The following is a 19341-nucleotide window of genomic DNA, read 5'->3' on the forward strand; positions in this document are numbered from 1 at the left end:
TATTTATGTATTGACCTAGAGCTAACTCTAGGTTGTAAGATGAAAATGTAAAAACAAGGGGGAGAGAACATGTATAAAATCGGTGAAGTAGCAGAATTAACAGGGATGGGCATTCACACTTTGCGCTACTATGAGAAATTAGGTTTATTACCACCACCAACGCGATATAGTGGTATTCGTCAATATACAGAAGGCGATGTACGTTTATTAAAATTTTTATATTCATTAAAACAAACTGGGATGTCATTAGAAGAGATGGCTGAGTTTGCAAGTGATGGGTGCATTATAGAGGAAATTAGGCAGAAGAAAGAGGAAGTACCAGCGAAAGTAAAAAAGAGAATTTCCATTTTAACAACGCACTTGGAGCGATTAAAAGAACAGCAGGAACAATTGCAAAAAGTTGTTCAGCTAACGGAGGAGAAGTTAGAAATTTATTACGGTTTTCTAGAAGAAAAGGACTTGGAGGCCGGCAATGAAAAATAAAGTATATACGCAGTTATTAGGTTTTGCGATATTTACTGGTGGGACATTTAATGCTTCGAAATATGCGGTGCAGTATTTCGAAGCAATTCATATAGCAGCATGGCGTTTTGGGATTGCTGCATTTGTGATGTTATGTTTGTTAAAAATACGAAAAGATTTTGATCTGGAAGTATGGATGCAGAATAGGACCTATTATCTTTTCCTAGGTATTGTTGGTGTATTCGGCTTTAACTTCTTTTTCTTTTTAGGAATGAAATATACAGAAGCTGTTAATGGTGCACTTATTATGGCGACAAATCCTCTCGTTACGACGCTGTTAGCAAGTGTCATTTTACGAGAGAAAATTGTGAAGCGCCAAGCTATTGGAATGTTACTTGCACTAATTGGCGTTGTTTTTGTACTTACACAAGGTTCGTTTACAATACTACAACATTTATCATTTTCAAAAGGGGATTTTTATATTTTATTAGGGAATATTTGCTGGGCGTTATACGGCGTGCTAGGCAGACGGTTTATTAAAACTGGTAATCCAATACAAACGACGACATATACGATGACTATTGGTGCACTTGCCTTTATTATCATATCTTCTACACAAAAAAGTATAGTACCAGTTTTAGAAATTCCTTTGTTGGCATGGGGAGCAATTCTCTTTATGGCAATTGGAATGAGTGTGCTTGGTTACTTATGGTGGAATAATGGAATTGCTCAAATTGGTGCAGCAAGGACATCTTTATTTTTTAATCTAGTGCCTGTTGTTACAATACTTATTTCTTTTATTGAAGGAGTCAATATAACATCTGCACAATCTGTAGGAATGATATTAGTTATTACGGGAGTATCGTATTCTTCTGGTTTTATACAAAGAAAATCAAAAGAAAGTGTTAATATTTAACTTTTTACATCTAAAAATGTTAGAATAATAAGAAAACTAAAAAGGGGACTAAAAAACATGTTCACACTCCGAGTAGATGACGAAATCGAACTACAATTACTAGAAAAACATCATAAAGAGGAATTATATCAATTATTAGATCAAAACCGTAATCATTTACGGAAATGGCTCCCTTGGGTAGATGGGACAAAATCTGCTGATGCTTATGATGAAATTTTTCCGATGTGGTTAAAGAAGTTTGCAGAGGGAGACGGTTTTGAAAGTGGTATACGTTACAAAGGAAAGCTCGTTGGGATGGTAGGCATTCATCCAGTGAGCTGGGGGAAGAAAGCGACGAGTCTTGGGTATTATCTTGCAGAAGATGCTGGCGGGAAAGGTATTATGACGCGTAGCGTAAAGGCTGTACTTCACTATGCATTTGAAAATTTAAAGCTGAATAAAATTGAAATTCGGTGCGGTGTTGGAAATGCGAAAAGCCGCGCAATTCCAGAACGTTTAGGATTTAAGTTAGATGGTATTTTACGAGATGAAGAATGGCTATATGATCATTTTCATGATATCGCTGTATATAGTTTACTAGCTTCAGAATGGAAAGAGATTCGATGAACGAGAAGATTCGTATTGTTCCATATGAAAGTACGTTTCAAGAGGAAGTAGTAGATCTTATCGTTCATATTCAGCAAAAAGAGTATAATGTTTCAATTACGAAAGAAGAGCAACCTGATTTACTTGAAATAGAAACATTCTATCAAAAGGATCACGGAAACTTTTGGGTAGCAATTTATGATGGTAAAGTAGTTGGAACAGTAGCTTTATTAGATATTGAGAATCATCAAGTAGCGCTAAGAAAAATGTTCGTACAAAAAGAGTTTCGCGGAAAAGAATGGGGTGCATCACATATGTTGCTTCAAACAGCAATTTCATGGGCTGAGGATAAAAAATTGAAAGATATTTACTTAGGAACAACAGTAAAATTTTTAGCGGCACATCGTTTTTATGAAAAGAATGATTTTCAAAGTGTGAGTATAGACGAGTTGCCGAAAAACTTTCCGGTGCTACAGGTAGATAAGAAATTTTATAGGTACATTGTGTAAAAGGTCATTTAGAAATGGCCTTTTTCTATGAATTAAAATGGAAATAGTGGTATAATTTGGATTAGGGGGGTGTAGGTATGAACTTTCCAATTCAAAGAAGTAAGTCAGTAGTCATTTTCGTTTGCCTTACGTTAGTTTTTATGTTTATATATCCAATTGTCATGCTTTTCACTAATAAAGCGCATTGGATGTCAGCGTTGATTGGGATGGGTTTATGCTTCATTGTAAATGTACCACTCGTTTGGGAAGTATTTATTAAAAAACATAAAGTAGAAAATGGCGTATTAAAGTACGGTATTTTAAATGATGATATTGTATTAAAAGATGTGAGAATTATACGTCAGGTCGGAAAGTCTCTTGAAATTACGACGAATGCATATAAAGTACATATGGTTGCGATGCCGCAAAATATGGATGAATTCTTGGCGCTTATAGAGAAAGAAAATCCACATGTGAAAATAGAAATGGTAGGGAAGAAATGAAATATATAAAACCTTTTTTTTGCTTGGAAATTATGCTGGTGTTTGCTATCTGCACTAGGATAAATATGAAATGGAACCTGCCTTTATATGTACCAATATTAATAGGTACTATCGCAGTGGCACTTTTATATTATTTTCATTTTCAGCAAACAAAAAGTAAGAACAGTAGCTCGATATAGAGTGAGGATAATAAAAAAACGCTCGGATATAATTCCGAGCGTTTTTCATTATTTTAAGTTCTCTGGGTTTAAAGCTTCTAATTCAGGTACAACGAAGCGCCCGTCTTTACGGATTAGTACGTCGTCGAAGTAAATTTCGCCGCCGCCGTATTCAGGGCGTTGGATACATACTAAGTCCCAATGGATGTTCGAGTTGTTACCGTTCCATGCATCGTCGTAAGCTTGTCCAGGAGTGAAGTGGAAGCTGCCATCGATTTTTTCATCGAATAGGATGTCTCCCATTGGATGTAAGATGTATGGGTTTACGCCGATTGCGAACTCACCAACGTAGCGTGCGCCTTCGTCTGTATCGAAGATTTTGTTAATGCGTTCTGAATCGTTTGCAGTTGCTTCAACGATTTGGCCGTTCTCGAACTTAAGTTGTACATTTTCAAATGTATAACCGTTGTAAGGAGATGGTGTGTTGTAAGAAACTGTACCGTTAACAGAATCACGAACTGGTGCAGAGTATACTTCACCGTCTGGAATGTTTAAATGACCGGAGCATTTAATTGCTGGAATGTCTTTAATAGAGAATGTTAAGTCAGTTCCAGGACCAGTTAAACGAACTTTATCTGTTTTATTCATTAATGTAACAAGGCTGTCCATCGCCTTATCCATTTTACCGTAGTCTAAGTTACATACTTCAAAGTAGAAGTCTTCGAAAGCTTCTGTACTCATTTTAGCAAGCTGTGCCATAGAAGCATTTGGGTAGCGAAGAACAACCCAGCGTGTTTTTGGAACGCGAATGTCTCTATGAACTTTTTTACCAACTGTTTGGCCATGAACTTTCATACGCTCACTTGGAACGTCAGCTTGTTCATTAATATTATCGCCAGAGCGAAGGCCGATATAAGCGTCCATGTCTTTCATTACGCTTGCTTCATATGCAGCGATTTGTTCGAAATGTTCTTCAGTAGCACCCATTAATAAAGAGCGATCTACTTGATGATCTTTTAAAGAGACGAATGGGAAACCACCAGCTGCATATGCTTCTTTTACAAGTGCAGTTACAAGTTCTTTTTGTAAGCCAAAGTTTTCAATTAATACTTTTTCACCTTTTTGTAAGCGGATAGAGTAGTTAATTAAATTGTATGCTAACTTTTCAATACGTGGATCTTTCATATGTAAAGCCTCCCTACTAATTATGTATCCTCTCCTATTGTAACCTACTTAGTGGAATTTGTTGAATGATTTATGTTACAGTTAACGAATAAGTATGAAAATTCTAATGATGAGATAGGGATTAGAATGAAACGGAAAATGATTGTATAATAGGGGAAAGTATGAAAAAGATAAAGGAAGTGATGAAATGCAAGTTCTTTTATATGTAAGTGCGGCTATTATCGCGGTTGCTTTCGCAGTATTAGTAGTGTATGTATGCAGAACGTTGTTATCGGTTCAGAAGACGTTAGAAAACGTTGCAAGCACGTTAGAAGGTTTAGAAAAACAAATGCAAGGAATTAGCGTAGAGACAGAGCAATTATTACATAAAACGAATGCGTTAGCTGATGATATTCAACAGAAGTCACAGTCATTAAATAAAGTGGTAGCGGGTGTAGATGGGATTGGAACGACAATCCAATCTTTAAATACGAAGCTTCGTAATGTATCAGACTCTGTAACGGACGAAATTGAAAATAACGCTGATAAAGTAGCGCAAGTTGTACAGTGGAGCAGTGCGGCGATTGAAGTATACAATCATTACCGTGCGTCGAGACAAGAGAAGAAGGTTGAAAAAGAAGAGCGTAAATTAGAAAGAATTGAGAAAAAAGCTGAAAAGAAAGAGAAACGCTCTAGATTTCGTATGAGAGGTGAATCGTGATGAATATGACAAAACTTGAAACAATTGAAGAGCTTGAAGTCTTAGTAGAAAAGAACGAGCCGTATGTTCTTTTTAAACACAGTACGACATGCCCAATTAGTCACGGTGCATACACAGAATTTCAAGCGTATTGCAGCGAAGAAAGAGAAGTACCAGCGTATTACTTATACGTACAAGATGCGAGAGATGTGTCAAATCGTGTTGCAGAACAATACAGTATTAGACATGAATCACCACAAGTGTTATACATAAAAGATGGGATGGTAGTATGGAATACATCTCATTGGAATATTAAAAAAGATGCTTTAGAAGAGAATATAAAGTAAAAAGAAGCAAGCTAAAGGTGCTTGCTTCTTTTTTTTTGTTTTTGTTGAAATATATTTAGTGGTACACTATTAATAGTTCAAACTAAATAACTAGATTGTTGAAAGTAGGTTTTAAGTAATGAAGAAAATGGCATTATCCTTCGCAGTCGTAAGTTTATTACTGGGAGCTTGTAGTAACAATAGTAATACGATTAGTAAGAAGGATGAAGTTATACAAAAAGATACAAAAGAAAAAAGTATGATTCCGAGAACTGCTGTTTCTAAAGATTATTATAGAACTGTTATTCCTTTAAAAGAACAAAAGGTTATTAATACAGCTAATATAAAAACAAATTCTAAATTAGATTTAGCAGAGTATGAAAATGGTTTAATAAATATTGCAACGCAGCAATTTGATACAGAGAGTCACGTACTGCAATTAAACCAGTATATTCCAGAGAAACTAATTGATGAACTAGTTGCGAAAGTAGAAGCGCCAGTTTTGACAAATATTATAGAACAAGATTATTTCGGAAAACAGAATTCAAATGAATTAAGTTTATCTGGTGTTATGATTGGCTTAGCTATGTCTTCAAGTGTATCGAATGAAGAGGCTATGTCTAAAGGGACTGAAGTTGCTAAACAACTTATTGAAGCTATTAACAAAAATGATAAATATAACAAATCTCCAATTACGTTTGCTATCTTTAAGCAAGAAAGTACAAGTTCTTTAAAAAATGGTACGTATATTGCTAGTGCTACTGTTCAAAAGAATGATACGAACCTTGGAAATTGGAGTACGATCGATGAAAAGTCGTATTCATATCCTTCTGATGAATTTACACAAGCACATGGAGAAGATAATACAAAAATAAATAACTTTGCTAAGGAAATAAAAGGTTTTTCTAATGGAGATTTTATTCCAGTCAACGCTAAAGTTTCTTATAAGAAAGATCAAATGGATACATTAAATATGAATATTGTTATTAAATATAACGGTAAAACAGAATTAATGGCTCTTACCCAATTGGCTGCTCAAGGCATGTTAGACAAATTGCCTAAAGATGCGAAAGTACAATTACAGATCAAGTCCGAGAGTAAAATTGAGGCCGTTATTATAAAAGAGAAAAACAGTGATAAACCGTTTGTTTCCTTCTTGTAAAAAAAGACAGTATGTAAACTGTCTTTTTTTTATTTTAAATGAAAATATATAATGTTTTTTGATAGTAATTCCTTGCTGTATATCGTGTGACAATCGTATATGTATCAGCTATAATAAATTATCTTAAAAAAGTAACATATAGGAATTTGAAAGAGGTGGCTTTCTTATGGCATCACAACAATTAGGTCGTTTACGTTCTGAAATTGATCAACTTAATTTACAAATATTAGAGTTACTAAACGAAAGAGGTCGTCTCGTACAAGAAGTTGGTAATTTAAAAGAAGTACAAGGTGTGAAACGTTTTGATCCTGTACGTGAAAGAAATATGCTGGATTTAATTGCAGAGAATAATAATGGTCCATTTGAAACTTCGACTTTACAACATATTTTCAAACAAATTTTTCAAGCTGGTTTAGAATTACAAGAAGACGATCATCGTAAAGCATTACTTGTTTCTCGTAAGAAAAAAACAGAAGATACGATTGTTGAAATTAATGGTGAAAAAATTGGTGATGGAAATCAGCATTTTATTATGGGACCGTGTGCAGTGGAAAGTTATGAACAAGTACGTCAAGTTGCTGAAGCAATGAAAGGGCAAGGTCTGAAATTAATGCGTGGTGGTGCGTTTAAACCACGTACTTCACCGTATGATTTTCAAGGTCTTGGATTAGAGGGATTACAAATTTTGCGCCAGGTAGCAGATGAATATGATTTGGCTGTTATTAGTGAAATTTTAAATCCGAATGATATTGAGATGTCATTAGATTACGTTGATGTTATTCAAATTGGCGCTCGCAATATGCAAAACTTTGATTTGCTAAGGGCAGCTGGTGCTGTGAATAAACCAGTATTATTAAAACGTGGTCTATCAGCAACGATTGAAGAATTCATTAATGCGGCAGAATATATTATGGCAAAGGGAAATGGGAACATTATTTTATGTGAACGAGGTATTCGCACGTATGAAAGAGCGACGCGTAATACGCTTGATATTTCCGCTGTGCCGATTTTAAAGAAAGAAACACATTTACCTGTCGTTGTCGATGTAACGCATTCTACAGGGCGACGTGACCTTCTCTTACCAACTGCAAAAGCAGCGATGGCAATTGGTGCAGACGCAATTATGGCTGAAGTACATCCAGATCCAGCTGTAGCTTTATCTGATGCAGCGCAACAAATGAATATACCGCAGTTCAATGATTTTATGAATGAATTAAAATCATTTGGAAGTAAATTATAAAAACTTTTAATGAGCTGTTCCAAAAAGGCATTTTGGAACAGCTTTCTCCTATTGTATAGCGACTGTCATTGTCGATTTTTGTTGGTAAGTTGATATATTTAAAAAATCGCTGATATAATTAGAGTTGCGGTCGATATATTTGGAAAATCGCTGATATATTTCGAGTTACAGTCGATATATTCGAAAAATCGCCGATATAAATTTCATTTACTATCGTACTGCTTAAAATAAGATTTCTACTAAGGAAACATCTATTTTTTTACAAAAAATGCCCTTTTTTCATAAAAAATACGAAAATACGAGAAAAGAAGCGAATTTTTTCGAAACTTTTGCGGGAAAATATTGTATGAGCCTGCGTTTTTATCGTATCATTAGTAAAAGGAAGAACTCGGGACGATTGGTGGCATCTGCAAATAGAGTTGATGTCTTTTTTTCATTCAAGTAACCGATACATAAAAATAGATAACAAAAATAGAAGGAGTGTGCGATGAGATGAACGTAACAATATATGATGTAGCGCGTGAAGCGAACGTTTCAATGGCTACCGTATCACGCGTTGTGAACGGTAACCCAAATGTAAAGCCTACAACAAGAAAGAAAGTATTAGAAGCAATTGATCGTTTAGGATACCGCCCAAATGCGGTAGCACGTGGACTAGCAAGTAAGAAGACAACTACAGTAGGTGTTATTATTCCTGATATCTCAAATACGTTTTATGCAGAACTAGCTCGTGGAATTGAAGATATCGCAACAATGTACAAATATAACATCATTTTAAGTAACTCTGACCAAAACAAAGAGAAAGAGTTCCATTTATTAAATACGATGCTTGGAAAACAAGTGGACGGAATTGTTTTCATGGGTGAAGATATTACAGACATTCACATTGAAGAATTTAAAAAATCTCCAGTACCAATTGTATTAGCAGCATCATTTGATGAGCAAAATGAAACGCCATCAGTAAATATTGATTATACACAAGCAGCTTATGATGCAATGAAGCACTTTATCGAGCAAGGACATAAACGTATCGGTTTCGTCTCTGGTCCTTTCATTGATAAAGCGGGAAGCGCGAAGAAGTTACAAGGTTATAAAAAAGCTTTAGAAGAAGCAGGTATTTCATATGATGAAAATCTTGTAATCGATGGAGATTACACATATGACTCAGGTATCGAAGCATTCGAAAAGCTTTGGAGCAATGATGAAAAGCCAACAGCAATCTTCGTATCTTCTGACGAAATGGCACTAGGTGTAATCCATGCAGCACAAGACGCTGGATTAAACGTACCAACTGACGTAGAAGTACTTGGTTTCGATAATACACGCCTTGCATTAATGGTTCGTCCGCAGCTTTCAACAGTTGTTCAACCGATGTATGATATCGGTGCAGTAGCAATGCGTCTATTAACAAAGTATATGAACAAAGAAAAAGTGGAAGATCACACTGTTATCTTACCTCACCGTATCCAATTTAGAGATTCAACGAAGTAAGTATAAAAAAGCTCACAGCGATTGCTGTGAGCTTTTATTCGTATTCAGGATAGTATTTTTGTACGACTGCATTTACCATTTCGTCTTTCTTAACGTGTAAAAATCTTGCATACAATTCTTTTCCAGTTTCAAATGGGGTATCGTCTAATTCAAACACATGCAATAGTTTTCGAAACGTCCATGTTATTTGCTGGCCGTACTTATTATCGTACGTATGCTCAGACTGTATAGCGATTTGTTCGCCTAGTGCATGAGCTTCTTCCAAACTGTTTGCTTTAACAAGAATAATACTTTCTTCAAAAAGTGTATCGTGATTCTCTTCATAATACTCATCAATTTTCGTAGAATCAGGCTCACTAGAATGAACAGACTCAAACAATAATTTTACAGCGTACATATTATGCTGCATGGTTCACTTTATAAATAATACTTGCGACAAGCGAAGCAGGTATTGTAAATACGTTACTTTGATAATGGTAATGTACTTGGGATTCTTCATAAGACATGTTGTCATATAGTTCGTTTTGTGAGACACTCATTTTTTTCTGTTTTTCTTTGAGCATTTTAATGTAGTTGTACTGTATTGGGACGAGAATGATGAAATAAGCTAATACGATTAGTGAAATCCAAATCATTATGAACACTCCCTTATAAAGAATATTTCTATATAACAATTATATCAATAAAAAGAAAAAATAACCATTTTTTTGTTGGAGCTAATTTTCTTCTAAAAATGCAAACAGTTCCTTTTGGTTTTTTAAATTGTGATCAATACATGTTCGAGCAACATATTTCAATCCTTGTAATAATGCATCTACGTGAAAAGTATCATAATGAATTATATTTCCCTCTACCATCGTTTCGTCTTTTTGCAAGTTAATTGATATTTTTAGTACAGTTATATTACTTTGTAAATTTACAACTTCGATGTAAAAAAACTGTTTGTCTAAGTCAATCGTAACATAATCGAATCGTTCGGATAGCTCTAATTTATATGTAGTAGTATATTCCAAATGAAAGCCTCCTTATTGTATAAGTGTATGTTATAATGCCTTCGCTATAGATGGGGCTATTCCTTGTTATATGTCACATAAGTGCAAATTTAACTATTATAGGGCAATGTCATGTATAATAGAAAGAAAAGGCTTGTGAGGGGGGAAAAGAGATGATCGTTCTTTGGATAATTACGCTTTGTATGACTGCTATTTTTGCATATATGACGTTAAAACAAAATGGTTTAAAGCGATTTGTTCCAGGAAGTATTCTTGCAGGAATTGCCCTTATCACGTATGTAATTTCTATTTTTATTGAAAGTGTATCAGTAGATATGAGCACAAGTTTAATGTTTATTGGTATTACACTATTTGCAGGTAGCATTATGGTACTTATGGTTGCTGGTATTATTTTATTTATTCATATGAATTCGGAAACGTTATAGCATATAGAAAAGGCATGTCCTGAGGGGACATGCCTTTTTATCCGTTCAATTATGCTCTATCTTTAGAAGAGTTTTGCTGTTTTAGTAAGTCGCGAATTTCGCCAAGAAGTTCTTCTTCTTTTGTTGGTTCTGGAATTTCTTCCTCTTTTTCTTCTTCTTTTTTAGATGTTAGTTTGTTGAAAACTTTAACAAACATAAAGATAGAAGCTGCGATAATTAAGAAGTCAAAAATTGTTTGGATGAAGTTACCATACATAACAGCAGATTTACCGTATCCAAAGTGTAAACTTGTAAAGTCAACGCCACCTAATACCATACCAAGTAATGGTGTGATGATATCTTTTACTAAAGAACTAACGATTTTACCGAATGCAGCACCGATTACAACCCCGACAGCTAAATCAACGACATTCCCTTTGAAAGCGAATTTTTTAAACTCGTTCCACATGTGTTAATCCCATCCTTTCCACGATTCATTATGAAATTTATAATTCCTATCAACATATTCTATAGAAATTTACGAGAGAAATAAAGAGGGAATGGGAATGAAAGTAAATTCTGAAAAATGTATCCGTTTTAATTTTTGTTTACATCATCTAGTAAAGATTGTAGCATTTGCTGCGTTTTTAATCCTTCTAATCCATCTACAACAGGCTTTGTATCGCCTTGTACACACTTAATAAAATGATGAACAGCATCTTCAAAACCACGTTGTTTTAACGTCGTATCCCATGATGGGGAACCACTTTGTGAAACTGAGTTTTCCTGTTCAATTTCAAATGTATTCATATTTTTTACGCGAATGATTTTCCCTGGCGTTACAAGTTCAATTTGTTCTAAATTTGTACCGGCATGGCGATGCATTGCAGTAGAAAGTAACAGTCCACTTGGAGTTGTATATGTATGATGTCCGTAAAGAAGTTCATTCTTTTCATTGATTTGCATCATATTGTGAACGGCGTTAAGGTCATCATTAGCTAACCAGCGAGCGGTATCTACAATGTGTAAATAATCATCTAACATAGTGAAGTCGTACGTATATGGCCCGACTTTATTTGTACGATGCTTTTCAATTCGAATCCATGAAATATCATTAGCCTGTTCTTTGGCAGCGACATACATAGGAACGAATCTGCGATTAAATCCGACCATTAATTTTCGGTTATACTTCTCGCTTAACTCGACTAGTTGCTCAGCTTGTTCCACTGTAGCTGCGAGCGGTTTATCAACATAAACGTCGATCCCTTTTTTTAGAAGTTCAGAAACGATTTCATAATGCGATGCAGTTGAACTATGAACGAAGATTGCATCGCATTCCGAAGCTAACATTTCAATAGAATGAAAGTCTTGAATTCGGTATTGCTGGCAAACTTGTTTTCTTTTCTCTGCGTTAGGTGTAAACGCCCCTACAAAATTCCAATCAGTTTCTTTTGTAAGTGTTGGAAGATAGGCCTTTTGCGCAATACTTCCAAGTCCAATCATCCCAATTTTAGGTTTGTTCATGTTTATTCCCACCCTATTAATATTAATGTAACGGCTTAAATGTAGCATAGGGTGGGGGAGGAAGGCAAAAATTAGCTTTTTACTTACGGCCTTCTAACAAAATCTTCTCTATCTCCTCAAAGTGATGAGCGCGAGCATGCTCTAGCGGGGTAACACCATCATTGTCTGGAATATTTACATCTGCACCGTGCTCAATAAGAAGGCGAATGACTTGTTGCTGTGTTTCGTTTCCGTTACTTAGTACGATGGCTTCCATTAAAGCTGTCCATCCCAGGTTATTTACATGATTTACATCAATATTTGTTCGAGTGAGGAGTTCTTTTATGACGTCAATATAGCCATGTTCTGAAGCTGGGATAAGAGCTGTTCCGCCGTAACGATTTGTAATCGTAGGATCTGCACCAGCATCAATTGTTAGTTTTAAAATGTCTAAGTAACCTTCCGCACCGGCGTATAGAAAGGGATTATTTTTCATGTCATCTTGAATATTTACGTCAGCACCGGCTTTGATAAGCGCCTTTGCGGTTTTTACATCATTTTTGTATGTAGCAATCATAAGCGGAGTGCGTCCTTGACTATCCGTCGCATTTATATTTGCGCCTTGTTTTAGTAAAGATATAACAGTATTCGTTTCATTTTTTTCAGTAGCTGCTAGTAGTGCAGTCTCCATGTTTGCCATCTCCTTTTTTACTTCTTGTTCTTGCGAGCATCCTTGTAAAAAAATTACGCAACATATCATACTGAATGTTTTTTTGAACATGGAATTTCAACCTCCTAATTTCAACTGTAAAATAGGAACATTAAATTTTTATAAACTGACGCTAAAATTACTATAAAATCGCTTGAGTAATTGAACATATATTTTTATGCTTATAAATAATAAGGTTTGATAAAGTGAAACTTTAATCAGTGGGGGTTTTGTTCATCCCCCACTGATTATTAGTTGAACCAATCGGGCTTTTATGGGCAGTTGATCCCCCACTTAACTTCTTTGCTTTCTCTGAATTTTGAGGTCGGGATCTTACTGCCCGTTAATGCGGGGTAAAGTGAGGATTTAAGATATGTCTATTAAAACAAGGTTTTTATTTTCTTATATTGCTGTTATCCTCGTTTCCATTACGCTTATATTAGTCGCGGGATTTTTAATCGTTTTTTCGATAACAGGTGACTTGGAAGCAGTGAAAAATTTCTATAAAAGTTCTTATATTCAAAAGCCGCTTACACCAGAAGAAGAGAATGCCTATCTTGAGTTGAAGTCAGCAGCTAAACAGCATCAATCTCAATTGTTAGATGAGTCGTTTGTCTCAGCAATAGAAAAAGAGGGTGTGAAAATAGTAGTAAGAAAAGGAGAAACACTTTCATATGCTTCAAACGTATTTGAAAGTGTATCTTTAAAAGAAGCCCTTCCGAAATTTGAATCAGCAAATATTAATAGTCGTGGTACAACGGAACTAGGCGATACATTTTATCGATATGTAAAGTTTGATTTTTATTTTCCTCAGGAAGAAGAGGGAAGTATATTTGTATTAAAAAAGCAAAGTTCATTTGTAGATCTTACACAAAAATTATTTCCAATCTTATTTGTATCTCTCTTACTACTAGCCATTTTACTCATTGGATTATTAAGTTACCTCGTTTCAAGAAGTGTAATAAAACCAATTTTTGTATTGAAAGGCGCAACGGAGAAAATTAAAGAAGGAAATTTAGATTTTCAAATACCAGTTACATCACACGATGAAATAGGGCAATTAAATCAAGGATTTGAGGAAATGAGGAAGAGATTAAAAGAATCGATAGAGATGCAAACACAGTATGAAGAAAATCGAAAAGAGCTTATTTCAAACATCTCTCATGATTTAAAAACACCGATTACATCAATTATCGGATATGTAGAAGGAATAAAGGACGGAGTAGCAAATACGCCAGAAAAAATGGATAAGTATTTAACAACTATCCATACGAAGGCAAAACATATGGACACACTCATTGATGAACTCTTTTTGTTTTCGAAGCTCGATTTGAATCGAGTTCCCTTTCAGTTTGAAACGGTTGAATTAAATATGTTTATGCAAGAGTTAATCGAAGAGATGCAAATGGATTTAAGTAAAGAAGGTATAGAAGTTAACTTGCAATTACATGCATCACCACTATATGTAACGGCTGATTGCGAAAAGATAAATAGAGTTATATCAAATTTAATTCATAATAGTGTGAAATACATGGATAAAGAAGAGAAGAAAATTACTGTAACAGTATCGAGTAATAATAATAAAGTTATTGTGAAAGTGATGGACAATGGATCAGGTATAGAATCTGATACGCTACCTTATATCTTTGAACGTTTTTATCGTGCAGAACAATCGCGGAATTCTAGCACAGGTGGAAGTGGACTTGGTTTAGCAATAGCGAAGCAAATTGTTGAAGAACATGGCGGGAAAATTTGGGCGGAAAGCGAGCTTGGTAAAGGCACAAGCATTTTCTTCTCATTGGAAAAAGTAGAGGAATGTGGTGAGTAAATTGAAAAGAATTTTACTAATAGAAGATGAAGTAAGTATTGCAGAATTACAGCGAGATTATTTAGAAATTAATGATTTCCAAGTTGATGTAGAGCATTCAGGAGAAATAGGTTTACAAACAGCCTTGCAAGAAGACTATGATTTAATTATTTTAGATATTATGCTTCCGAAAATGAACGGATTCGAAATTTGTAAACAAATACGTGCTGTAAAAGATATTCCGATTCTACTTGTTTCAGCAAAAAAAGAAGATATAGATAAAATTCGCGGACTCGGATTAGGAGCGGATGATTATATAACGAAACCGTTTAGTCCGAGTGAATTAGTCGCAAGAGTAAAAGCGCATATTGCCCGTTATGAAAGATTATTAGGAAATGTAAGTAAGCAACGTGATACGTTATATATTCACGGAATTTCTATCGATCAACGAGCGAGAAAAGTTTTTATAAACAATGAAGAAGTGGCATTTACAACGAAGGAATTTGATTTATTAACATTCTTTGTCACACATCCAAACCAAGTATTAAATAAAGAACAGTTATTTGAACGCATTTGGGGATTAGATTCCGCTGGTGATTTAGCCACTGTTGTCGTCCACATTAGAAAGCTACGTGAAAAAATTGAAAGAGATCCTGCTCACCCGCAATATATTGAAACTGTATGGGGAGCTGGTTATCGTTTTAACGTGTAATATACCTGCCGAGTAATTGGCAGGTTTTTTGTATGTTATTCGAATGAAAAGGAAGAAATAGGTAATTTTTGTTAAAATGTAAAGAGAAACAAAACAGAGGAGAGCATAGGGAGCGAGCTATATGTTGGGGGATATATTAAAAGATAATAAATCAAATAAGACTTTAAAGATTGGAACTAATATCGTACTTATCTTATTGATTATTGGTGCAATACAAATGTTTTATGATGAAGATTCTACGAATGATCATTTCGGTTGGTTCTTTTTTGCGATCTTTTGGGTAATTAAAAGCATTTCTAGCTCTAAGGTAAGTTTAAAAGATAGAGATAAAAAGTCGGTATTACTTGATGTGGGTTTAGTGGTTATTTCTTTTGTTTTTTTAGTTGTTTTTAGTGTGAAATATTTCTTTTGAAAAAAGCTCATAGTCTTATAGAGGCTGTGAGCTTTTTGTCAGTGTTTAGGTTTTCTTAATAATAATGGTACTAACAATTTATAAAATGTTTGAGTAGTAGAAGTAAACTGAGCAGCTTCTTCTAAAAAAGGATAATGGTTGCTGTTTTCGAATGGAATGAAGATAGAATTACGTATCCCATCATGTATCTCGATAGAATATTGAATCGGACACTGCACATCATATCTTCCGCATATAATAAGTGTCTTTGTTTGGATGGAAGGTAAATACTCTCTTAAATCAAATGAAGGATATTCATTGGCGAAAGCATTCATCCGGCTAATGGACAGTGTTTTGTTGATTGGTTTACAAAAATAAGAGTTGTAGTTTTCTGGTTTAAACAATGATAATTTTGTTCTCTCAGTAGATAGTTGTTTTCGTTCTTCACTTGTAAGGTGAGGGCTTTTTAAGTTTTCGATGAGTTTTTGCATATAATGAAACTGTGGATGTGCTGGGTGATAAATGCAAAATGGTGTTTCGGTATAGTTACTTGCTGCAGCTCCTGCTACGACTAATGATTGTAAGGAATGTGGATATGTAATTGCATATAAAAGTCCAAGCATACCACCTGTTGAATGGCCAGCGAAATGCCATGTTGGAAGTTGTAAAGCTTCTCGTATAGCTTCTAAATCGTGAATCGTTTCAATCATGCTTAATTCTTTTTCTGAATTGGCTTTTAACGAATTACCAGCGTCTCGTAAATTAATGAGAAATACACGATGCGTAGCAGTAAAAACATCCGCAAAGTAATCACCAGTTTCATTAAATTGTGAATAGTGATGTGTAATACAAAGCGATTCGCCATCTCCTTTTGTAAAGAGTTCAAATGTACCACGTTTCGTGTGGATCATTTGTTGTATCCACATAATATCACGACCTTTCCTCATAAAATCCATTAGTACATAAAAATATATCAGCGATTATTAGAATATATCGGCGCATCTCGAAATATATCAGCGATTTTCCAAATATATCGGCGCAACTTGAAATATATCAGCGATTATTAAAATATATTGACTTACCGACAGAAACCGACAATAAATAAAAGGAGGCTATTCAAAAACGAGCCTCCTTTTCGTTTAGTACAAAGATTTTGTCATATTATTCCGAATAATTTCAAGGGATTTTGCTACAGTTAATGCGTTTTTTTCTTCAATTTCTGGTTTACGGGGGATAGGTTTATACATGTTGTCTGGATCTTCCCATGTGAGGGGAAGTTCTGTTTCTGCTTGTCCTTTCCAAGCTTCAATCCATTCTGGAGGGAGATAACCTGAGATGTTTTGGATGTTGTTCATTTCGAGCCAAATGAGTGCCCAAGCTCTTGGAACGACGCGCCAGTGATCATAGCCACCGCCACCGACAGCGATCCAGCGACCGTCGCAATATTCATTAGCAATTTCACGAGCGAGCTTCGGTATTTCACGGTAAATATTCATTGTCGCACAAAGATGTGTAAGTGGGTCATAATAATGTGCGTCAGCACCATTTTGCGTTAAAATAATATCCGGTTTAAAGTACGCTGCAACTTCTTTTACAACAGTTCGGTATGATTCTAAGAACGATTCATCTTCTGTAAAAGCATCGAGTGGAACGTTAAAAGAATAACTATAGCCATTACCTTGTCCGCGTTCATTTACAGCGCCAGTTCCAGGAAATAAATAGCGACCAGTTTCATGTAATGAAATTGTGCATACGTTAGGGTCATCATAAAACGACCATTGTACGCCATCGCCGTGATGAGCATCTGTATCAATATATAAGACGCGTAAACCGTATTTCTTTTGAATATATTTCATTGCGATAGAACTGTCGTTATAAATACAAAAGCCAGATGCTTTGCCGCGAAAGCCGTGATGTAAGCCGCCGCCCAAATTAAGTGCGTGTTTTACTTTTCCGGAAAGAACAGCATCGACAGCTGTTAACGTACCACCAACGAGCAATGCGCTTGCTTCGTGCATATTTGGGAACATCGGTGTATCTTCTGTTCCGAGTCCATATGTCATCGCAATTGATTTTTCTAACTTTCCTTCTCCAGCACGTTTTACCGCATTTATGTACTCCTCTGTATGAACGTAGGCGATCTCTTCATCTGTAGCCGTCCTTGGTGAGATGATTTGAGAGGGAGAGATGAAACCGCCCTTTTGTAATAAATCATACGTAAGTGTGACGCGCAGTTGGTTAAAAGGATGATCAGGGCTAAATGAATAGCCCCGAAAGTCATCCGAATAAATAAACGCGCTACTCATGCTTGCATCCCCATGATGTTTGGCCATAATACGCGGTAGCCTTCTGCTTCAAGTGCATCAATCACTTTTAGAGGATTCATCGTTTGAATGCGGAAAACGAGTACTTTATCATTCTCGTCTTTTGCTGGGTAGACGAGAACGCTCACGATATTTATTTGTAAATCACTAAAAATAGCAACGACTTTTCCAAGAATACCAGGTTCGTTTTTTACTTGAATTTCAATTTGCGAACTTGGTTGATGTGCTCCTGTTAATTTTACTAACGTGTGCAGTACTGTAGATTCAGAAATGATTCCAACTAACTTTCCGGCCTTTGTAACAGGAAGACAGCCAATTTTATTTTCAAAAAATAAAGTAGCAATTTCCTCAACGAAATCGAGAGGATGGCAAGTCATAACAGGATGTTTCATAATAAGTTCGAGCGGTTGCTGTAGCATATCGAGTGAAACTTGTTCATCTAGAATAGACGGACTTGCATCTCTTACATCCCGATCAGAAATAATGCCTACGACGTGATTATTTTGATCGACAATTGGAATGTGCCGAATGCCTTTCGTGCGTATCGTTCGGATTGCTGTTTCGATTGTATCGTTTGGATGTAATGTAACTACATTTTGATTCATAATTTCTTCTACAATCATTCCAGTTGCCCCCTTTATTAATACATAAAACGATTGTGAAAACGTAGACGATCAAAAGCTTGAATAGAATCCGTATCAACGCGTTTACCGATGCGGACCATTAAACAGTTGGCAGGATGTGAACAAATTTCAGGATCGTCTGTAGCCATCCATTGTAACCCGCCAGCATTCATCATCTTCTCCATTACTTTTCGGTATTCCCACACATTCAATCCTGTTTGTTTCAAATCCCAGTGCCAATAATATTCAGTCGTCAATATAATGTAATCTTCCATATAATCGTCCATCATAGAAACCTCTAGTAAGTTCTTTCCGACAGAACTCCCGCGGAAGGCTGGGACTACTTCAATTGCCCCAAGCTCAATTAAGTTTTCCATTTTTCCTTCTGACCATCGTTCAAGTGGATCAGGATACAAGTATGTAACATATCCAACAATTGTTTGGTCATGTCTAGCAATAATGAGACGAGCTTCTGGTAATTTAGAAATTTCGACAATTGCTTTATATTGTTGCTCGGCAGGACGAAACGCAATTAAGTCTGGATGAAACTCATACATTTCTAAGTTATGTGTAGAGACAGGACCTTCAATAATTAAAGTGCCTTTCGCTGTTTTTAAGTTTCTAGCATTATATATTTTTTTATGAATCAATGTATTGCTC

Annotated in this window: 26 protein-coding genes; 15 read left to right on the forward strand and 11 right to left on the reverse strand. The window is 35.4% G+C overall.

Going from position 1 to position 19341, the window contains the following annotated elements; genetic code table 11:
- The first annotated feature begins 69 nt into the window (after nucleotides 1–69).
- The 6 genes from ACTFO4_RS01015 (at nucleotide 70) to ACTFO4_RS01040 (ending at nucleotide 3133) form a co-directional block, all read left to right on the forward strand.
- On the forward strand, nucleotides 70–483 hold the full coding sequence (locus tag ACTFO4_RS01015; protein WP_000276605.1) for a MerR family transcriptional regulator: 414 nt from the start codon (nucleotides 70–72) through the stop codon (nucleotides 481–483).
- Nucleotides 473–1378, forward strand: coding sequence for a DMT family transporter (locus ACTFO4_RS01020; protein ID WP_078421197.1), 906 nt, complete (start codon nucleotides 473–475; stop codon nucleotides 1376–1378). The genes ACTFO4_RS01015 and ACTFO4_RS01020 overlap by 11 nt, the downstream gene beginning before the upstream one ends.
- Nucleotides 1379–1435: 57 nt before the next feature.
- A complete protein-coding gene (locus ACTFO4_RS01025; RefSeq protein WP_000494681.1) occupies nucleotides 1436–1984 on the forward strand; it encodes a GNAT family N-acetyltransferase in 549 nt (182 codons plus the stop codon).
- Complete coding sequence (locus ACTFO4_RS01030) at nucleotides 1981–2472, forward strand: GNAT family N-acetyltransferase (RefSeq protein ID WP_061457774.1); 492 nt, start codon at nucleotides 1981–1983, stop codon at nucleotides 2470–2472. The genes ACTFO4_RS01025 and ACTFO4_RS01030 overlap by 4 nt, the downstream gene beginning before the upstream one ends.
- Before the next feature lie 77 nt (nucleotides 2473–2549).
- The gene (locus ACTFO4_RS01035; RefSeq protein WP_001010643.1) at nucleotides 2550–2954 is read left to right on the forward strand and encodes a PH domain-containing protein; all 405 of its coding nucleotides are present in this window, start codon (nucleotides 2550–2552) and stop codon (nucleotides 2952–2954) included.
- Nucleotides 2951–3133 (forward strand): hypothetical protein, encoded by a 183-nt coding sequence (locus tag ACTFO4_RS01040; RefSeq protein ID WP_088344510.1) that lies wholly within the window; start codon nucleotides 2951–2953, stop codon nucleotides 3131–3133. Before ACTFO4_RS01035 ends, ACTFO4_RS01040 begins: the two co-directional genes overlap by 4 nt.
- A gap of 48 nt (nucleotides 3134–3181) precedes the next feature.
- Here the strand turns inward: ACTFO4_RS01040 and ACTFO4_RS01045 are convergent, their stop codons facing one another.
- Nucleotides 3182–4297 carry an aminopeptidase gene (locus ACTFO4_RS01045; protein WP_000654729.1) on the reverse strand — a complete coding sequence of 372 codons (1116 nt, stop codon included), beginning with the start codon at nucleotides 4295–4297 and terminating at the stop codon, nucleotides 3182–3184.
- Between the two features lie 187 nt (nucleotides 4298–4484).
- Here ACTFO4_RS01045 and ACTFO4_RS01050 point away from each other — a divergent pair, with 187 nt between their 5' ends.
- The 5 genes from ACTFO4_RS01050 to ccpA all read left to right on the forward strand — a co-directional run bounded on the left by ACTFO4_RS01050 (nucleotide 4485) and on the right by ccpA (nucleotide 9195).
- Nucleotides 4485–4997 (forward strand): DUF948 domain-containing protein, encoded by a 513-nt coding sequence (locus ACTFO4_RS01050; protein WP_001197720.1) that lies wholly within the window; start codon nucleotides 4485–4487, stop codon nucleotides 4995–4997.
- Nucleotides 4997–5323, forward strand: a complete 327-nt coding sequence (gene ytxJ, locus ACTFO4_RS01055; RefSeq protein WP_001057469.1) for a bacillithiol system redox-active protein YtxJ — start codon at nucleotides 4997–4999, stop codon at nucleotides 5321–5323. The genes ACTFO4_RS01050 and ytxJ overlap by 1 nt, the downstream gene beginning before the upstream one ends.
- A gap of 118 nt (nucleotides 5324–5441) precedes the next feature.
- Nucleotides 5442–6464 carry a CamS family sex pheromone protein gene (locus tag ACTFO4_RS01060; RefSeq protein WP_000738025.1) on the forward strand — a complete coding sequence of 341 codons (1023 nt, stop codon included), beginning with the start codon at nucleotides 5442–5444 and terminating at the stop codon, nucleotides 6462–6464.
- A gap of 166 nt (nucleotides 6465–6630) precedes the next feature.
- Nucleotides 6631–7704, forward strand: coding sequence for a bifunctional 3-deoxy-7-phosphoheptulonate synthase/chorismate mutase (locus ACTFO4_RS01065; protein ID WP_000168209.1), 1074 nt, complete (start codon nucleotides 6631–6633; stop codon nucleotides 7702–7704).
- Nucleotides 7705–8196: 492 nt separating this feature from the next.
- Nucleotides 8197–9195: a catabolite control protein A gene (gene ccpA / locus ACTFO4_RS01070; protein ID WP_001103297.1), complete on the forward strand. Its 999-nt coding sequence runs from the start codon at nucleotides 8197–8199 to the stop codon at nucleotides 9193–9195.
- A 34-nt stretch (nucleotides 9196–9229) separates the two neighbouring features.
- Here the strand turns inward: ccpA and ACTFO4_RS01075 are convergent, their stop codons facing one another.
- The 3 genes from ACTFO4_RS01075 to dhp61 all read right to left on the reverse strand — a co-directional run bounded on the left by ACTFO4_RS01075 (nucleotide 9230) and on the right by dhp61 (nucleotide 10208).
- On the reverse strand, nucleotides 9230–9592 hold the full coding sequence (locus ACTFO4_RS01075) for a DUF4288 domain-containing protein (protein ID WP_002164415.1): 363 nt from the start codon (nucleotides 9590–9592) through the stop codon (nucleotides 9230–9232).
- A 1-nt stretch (nucleotide 9593) separates the two neighbouring features.
- Nucleotides 9594–9830, reverse strand: a complete 237-nt coding sequence (locus ACTFO4_RS01080; RefSeq protein ID WP_000637903.1) for a DUF3949 domain-containing protein — start codon at nucleotides 9828–9830, stop codon at nucleotides 9594–9596.
- An 81-nt stretch (nucleotides 9831–9911) separates the two neighbouring features.
- Nucleotides 9912–10208 carry a protein Dhp61 gene (gene dhp61, locus ACTFO4_RS01085; protein ID WP_000456864.1) on the reverse strand — a complete coding sequence of 99 codons (297 nt, stop codon included), beginning with the start codon at nucleotides 10206–10208 and terminating at the stop codon, nucleotides 9912–9914.
- 152 nt (nucleotides 10209–10360) lie between these two features.
- Between dhp61 and ACTFO4_RS01090 the strand changes: the two genes are divergently transcribed.
- Nucleotides 10361–10633, forward strand: a complete 273-nt coding sequence (locus tag ACTFO4_RS01090; RefSeq protein ID WP_000636589.1) for a DUF3917 domain-containing protein — start codon at nucleotides 10361–10363, stop codon at nucleotides 10631–10633.
- 49 nt (nucleotides 10634–10682) lie between these two features.
- Here the strand turns inward: ACTFO4_RS01090 and mscL are convergent, their stop codons facing one another.
- The 3 genes from mscL to ACTFO4_RS01105 form a co-directional block, all read right to left on the reverse strand.
- Nucleotides 10683–11081 (reverse strand): large conductance mechanosensitive channel protein MscL, encoded by a 399-nt coding sequence (gene mscL, locus ACTFO4_RS01095; RefSeq protein ID WP_000267011.1) that lies wholly within the window; start codon nucleotides 11079–11081, stop codon nucleotides 10683–10685.
- Nucleotides 11082–11209: 128 nt separating this feature from the next.
- Nucleotides 11210–12136, reverse strand: coding sequence for a Gfo/Idh/MocA family protein (locus ACTFO4_RS01100; RefSeq protein ID WP_001039694.1), 927 nt, complete (start codon nucleotides 12134–12136; stop codon nucleotides 11210–11212).
- Nucleotides 12137–12215: 79 nt separating this feature from the next.
- A complete protein-coding gene (locus ACTFO4_RS01105; protein ID WP_000474105.1) occupies nucleotides 12216–12896 on the reverse strand; it encodes an ankyrin repeat domain-containing protein in 681 nt (226 codons plus the stop codon).
- A gap of 301 nt (nucleotides 12897–13197) precedes the next feature.
- On the opposite strand from ACTFO4_RS01105, the gene ACTFO4_RS01110 reads away from it, so the two are divergent.
- The 3 genes from ACTFO4_RS01110 to ACTFO4_RS01120 all read left to right on the forward strand — a co-directional run bounded on the left by ACTFO4_RS01110 (nucleotide 13198) and on the right by ACTFO4_RS01120 (nucleotide 15755).
- Nucleotides 13198–14652 carry a sensor histidine kinase gene (locus ACTFO4_RS01110; protein ID WP_000023870.1) on the forward strand — a complete coding sequence of 485 codons (1455 nt, stop codon included), beginning with the start codon at nucleotides 13198–13200 and terminating at the stop codon, nucleotides 14650–14652.
- Nucleotide 14653: 1 nt separating this feature from the next.
- On the forward strand, nucleotides 14654–15343 hold the full coding sequence (locus ACTFO4_RS01115) for a response regulator transcription factor (RefSeq protein ID WP_001986686.1): 690 nt from the start codon (nucleotides 14654–14656) through the stop codon (nucleotides 15341–15343).
- A 121-nt stretch (nucleotides 15344–15464) separates the two neighbouring features.
- Nucleotides 15465–15755: a hypothetical protein gene (locus ACTFO4_RS01120; protein WP_000900161.1), complete on the forward strand. Its 291-nt coding sequence runs from the start codon at nucleotides 15465–15467 to the stop codon at nucleotides 15753–15755.
- A 38-nt stretch (nucleotides 15756–15793) separates the two neighbouring features.
- Here the strand turns inward: ACTFO4_RS01120 and ACTFO4_RS01125 are convergent, their stop codons facing one another.
- From ACTFO4_RS01125 to acuA, 4 genes are all read right to left on the reverse strand, one after another.
- Nucleotides 15794–16681: an alpha/beta fold hydrolase gene (locus ACTFO4_RS01125; protein ID WP_440013256.1), complete on the reverse strand. Its 888-nt coding sequence runs from the start codon at nucleotides 16679–16681 to the stop codon at nucleotides 15794–15796.
- Nucleotides 16682–16873: 192 nt separating this feature from the next.
- The gene (gene acuC, locus ACTFO4_RS01130) at nucleotides 16874–18040 is read right to left on the reverse strand and encodes an acetoin utilization protein AcuC (protein ID WP_017674370.1); all 1167 of its coding nucleotides are present in this window, start codon (nucleotides 18038–18040) and stop codon (nucleotides 16874–16876) included.
- Nucleotides 18037–18681 carry an acetoin utilization AcuB family protein gene (locus ACTFO4_RS01135; RefSeq protein WP_000634583.1) on the reverse strand — a complete coding sequence of 215 codons (645 nt, stop codon included), beginning with the start codon at nucleotides 18679–18681 and terminating at the stop codon, nucleotides 18037–18039. Before ACTFO4_RS01135 ends, acuC begins: the two co-directional genes overlap by 4 nt.
- Before the next feature lie 17 nt (nucleotides 18682–18698).
- Nucleotides 18699–19331, reverse strand: coding sequence for an acetoin utilization protein acetyltransferase AcuA (gene acuA / locus ACTFO4_RS01140; protein ID WP_000581388.1), 633 nt, complete (start codon nucleotides 19329–19331; stop codon nucleotides 18699–18701).
- Nucleotides 19332–19341 lie beyond the last annotated feature (10 nt).

Source organism: Bacillus cereus group sp. MYBKT14-1 (assembly GCF_051915185.1).
In the GTDB taxonomy this organism is placed as follows: domain Bacteria; phylum Bacillota; class Bacilli; order Bacillales; family Bacillaceae_G; genus Bacillus_A; species Bacillus_A cereus.

Excerpts from the sequence above, each read along its gene's own strand:
- ACTFO4_RS01050 (WP_001197720.1), top strand. The coding sequence starts at position 4,485 with ATGCAAGTTCTTTTATATGTAAGTGCGGCTATTATCGCGGTTGCTTTC.
- ACTFO4_RS01060 (WP_000738025.1), top strand. The coding sequence starts at position 5,442 with ATGAAGAAAATGGCATTATCCTTCGCAGTCGTAAGTTTATTACTGGGA.
- ytxJ (WP_001057469.1), top strand. The coding sequence starts at position 4,997 with ATGAATATGACAAAACTTGAAACAATTGAAGAGCTTGAAGTCTTAGTA.
- ACTFO4_RS01015 (WP_000276605.1), top strand. The coding sequence starts at position 70 with ATGTATAAAATCGGTGAAGTAGCAGAATTAACAGGGATGGGCATTCAC.
- ACTFO4_RS01075 (WP_002164415.1), bottom strand. The coding sequence starts at position 9,592 with ATGTACGCTGTAAAATTATTGTTTGAGTCTGTTCATTCTAGTGAGCCT.
- acuC (WP_017674370.1), bottom strand. The coding sequence starts at position 18,040 with ATGAGTAGCGCGTTTATTTATTCGGATGACTTTCGGGGCTATTCATTT.
- ACTFO4_RS01105 (WP_000474105.1), bottom strand. The coding sequence starts at position 12,896 with ATGTTCAAAAAAACATTCAGTATGATATGTTGCGTAATTTTTTTACAA.
- ACTFO4_RS01100 (WP_001039694.1), bottom strand. The coding sequence starts at position 12,136 with ATGAACAAACCTAAAATTGGGATGATTGGACTTGGAAGTATTGCGCAA.
- ccpA (WP_001103297.1), top strand. The coding sequence starts at position 8,197 with ATGAACGTAACAATATATGATGTAGCGCGTGAAGCGAACGTTTCAATG.
- ACTFO4_RS01030 (WP_061457774.1), top strand. The coding sequence starts at position 1,981 with ATGAACGAGAAGATTCGTATTGTTCCATATGAAAGTACGTTTCAAGAG.
- ACTFO4_RS01040 (WP_088344510.1), top strand. The coding sequence starts at position 2,951 with ATGAAATATATAAAACCTTTTTTTTGCTTGGAAATTATGCTGGTGTTT.
- ACTFO4_RS01065 (WP_000168209.1), top strand. The coding sequence starts at position 6,631 with ATGGCATCACAACAATTAGGTCGTTTACGTTCTGAAATTGATCAACTT.
- ACTFO4_RS01045 (WP_000654729.1), bottom strand. The coding sequence starts at position 4,297 with ATGAAAGATCCACGTATTGAAAAGTTAGCATACAATTTAATTAACTAC.
- ACTFO4_RS01020 (WP_078421197.1), top strand. The coding sequence starts at position 473 with ATGAAAAATAAAGTATATACGCAGTTATTAGGTTTTGCGATATTTACT.
- mscL (WP_000267011.1), bottom strand. The coding sequence starts at position 11,081 with ATGTGGAACGAGTTTAAAAAATTCGCTTTCAAAGGGAATGTCGTTGAT.
- ACTFO4_RS01080 (WP_000637903.1), bottom strand. The coding sequence starts at position 9,830 with ATGATTTGGATTTCACTAATCGTATTAGCTTATTTCATCATTCTCGTC.
- ACTFO4_RS01135 (WP_000634583.1), bottom strand. The coding sequence starts at position 18,681 with ATGATTGTAGAAGAAATTATGAATCAAAATGTAGTTACATTACATCCA.
- ACTFO4_RS01120 (WP_000900161.1), top strand. The coding sequence starts at position 15,465 with ATGTTGGGGGATATATTAAAAGATAATAAATCAAATAAGACTTTAAAG.
- ACTFO4_RS01025 (WP_000494681.1), top strand. The coding sequence starts at position 1,436 with ATGTTCACACTCCGAGTAGATGACGAAATCGAACTACAATTACTAGAA.
- ACTFO4_RS01125 (WP_440013256.1), bottom strand. The coding sequence starts at position 16,681 with ATGAGGAAAGGTCGTGATATTATGTGGATACAACAAATGATCCACACG.
- ACTFO4_RS01090 (WP_000636589.1), top strand. The coding sequence starts at position 10,361 with ATGATCGTTCTTTGGATAATTACGCTTTGTATGACTGCTATTTTTGCA.
- ACTFO4_RS01110 (WP_000023870.1), top strand. The coding sequence starts at position 13,198 with ATGTCTATTAAAACAAGGTTTTTATTTTCTTATATTGCTGTTATCCTC.
- ACTFO4_RS01035 (WP_001010643.1), top strand. The coding sequence starts at position 2,550 with ATGAACTTTCCAATTCAAAGAAGTAAGTCAGTAGTCATTTTCGTTTGC.